This window comes from Bradyrhizobium sp. th-b2 (assembly GCF_000426785.1).
GTDB classification, from domain to species: domain Bacteria; phylum Pseudomonadota; class Alphaproteobacteria; order Rhizobiales; family Xanthobacteraceae; genus Bradyrhizobium; species Bradyrhizobium septentrionale.
The window spans coordinates 1-1,230 of the sequence record NZ_AUGA01000260.1 but is presented as its reverse complement, the minus strand read 5'-3'; the positions used below and the strand labels follow the sequence as shown (position 1 = coordinate 1,230).

Below are 1,230 nucleotides of genomic sequence, written 5' to 3'. Positions count from 1 at the left end.
ATTGTCGGCCAAGCCGAGACGCCGCTCGGCCATCGCCAGAAGCATCACGCCCCCGTTCGAGGTCAGCCGACCGCCATCAGTCGCGCAGCAGCAAGAAATCTCGGTGTACCTGGTCCACCGCCGGAACGTCCTGTAGTTCAAGGTAGAAGCGGTACCACAGACTGTTCTGATCCTTCGGCTCGGTGGGAATCTTGTTGCCGCAAGCTCGCTGCAGGGGCGAAGTCAATCCGCGGGTCCGCTTTCGCATGTGCGCGGCGTCTCACCCTGATCGCCGCCGCGCAATCACCCGACACCACTTTCCGGCGGCGACCGCAAGGCGCTGACAAAGGAGCTAGCGCGTGCCCGAGCAGTGACGACAATCCTCGCCACGCGATCGGCCGAGAAGCGCGCCGCCGGCGAAGCGCTGATCCGCGAGGCCGCTGACCTGCTCTGCCAGAGCTGGAACGAGAGGATGTGGGCCGATGGCGGCCCGATTGACCCCTCGCCCTCCGTCGACCAGGCCATCAACGCCGGCTATCCGTGGCTCGAGATCAAGTGCTCGCGCTGCAAGACGCCAAGGGCGGTCGACCTGGCCGCGCTGCGCCACGTTCCGACCACCAGGGTGCACGATCTCGCCGGGCGCCTGCGCTGCGTGAAGTGCGGCAATGCCGGGAAGCGCATGAGCGCCAACGACCGGCGGCAGATCATCAACAAGCTACGCAAATCCATTGAGACCGTCCACTGAGGCGGACTTACTCTTGCGGGCAGTCATCCATTAGAGCCGCAAGGATCAGCCACGCTTCCGCAGCGCGCTGAAGCTTCTAATATTGCGCTCAGCCAGCGCCAGTTTCTCAGAGGCCTTTTCCCGGCATTCTGCTGCGGTGAACATGGCTCGATCAAACCAGACGCGGTGAGGCCCGTCTGATCAAAACAGAACATGTTCGCTAATTTAATCAGCAAGCTCGCAACCGGTCAGCCCGGGTACCGCGGTTGGATCAGCGAGACGATCATCATCGCGGAGATGAGAAACGCCGGCCCGCAGCTGACCAGAGCAGCTAACCAAAGCTCCGAATCGCGAAAGATTTCGTAGTCGTCTTGCATGGACAGCTCTCCAACAATCCGAAAAATAATCAACGGAAAGATTCTGCAGGACGTTACTAGCCCGTCTTATTCGTCAGAGGGCGCCTGAGAGGCTGGCGAGCGTGGTGTAAAGCGCTGATGCGGCGTAGGATTCGGTTGCAAAGCCAACCC

2 protein-coding genes are annotated in these 1,230 nt (G+C 61.5%); one reads left to right on the top strand and one right to left on the bottom strand.

Annotated features, from left to right (window positions below; translation table 11 throughout):
- Window positions 1–319: 319 nt before the first annotated feature.
- Window positions 320–724, top strand: coding sequence for a hypothetical protein (locus K359_RS56725; RefSeq protein ID WP_051346865.1), 405 nt, complete (start codon window positions 320–322; stop codon window positions 722–724).
- A gap of 227 nt (window positions 725–951) precedes the next feature.
- On the opposite strand, the gene K359_RS66045 is transcribed toward K359_RS56725, so the two are convergent.
- Window positions 952–1,080, bottom strand: coding sequence for a hypothetical protein (locus K359_RS66045; protein ID WP_256375228.1), 129 nt, complete (start codon window positions 1,078–1,080; stop codon window positions 952–954).
- Between the last annotated feature and the right edge of the window lie 150 nt (window positions 1,081–1,230).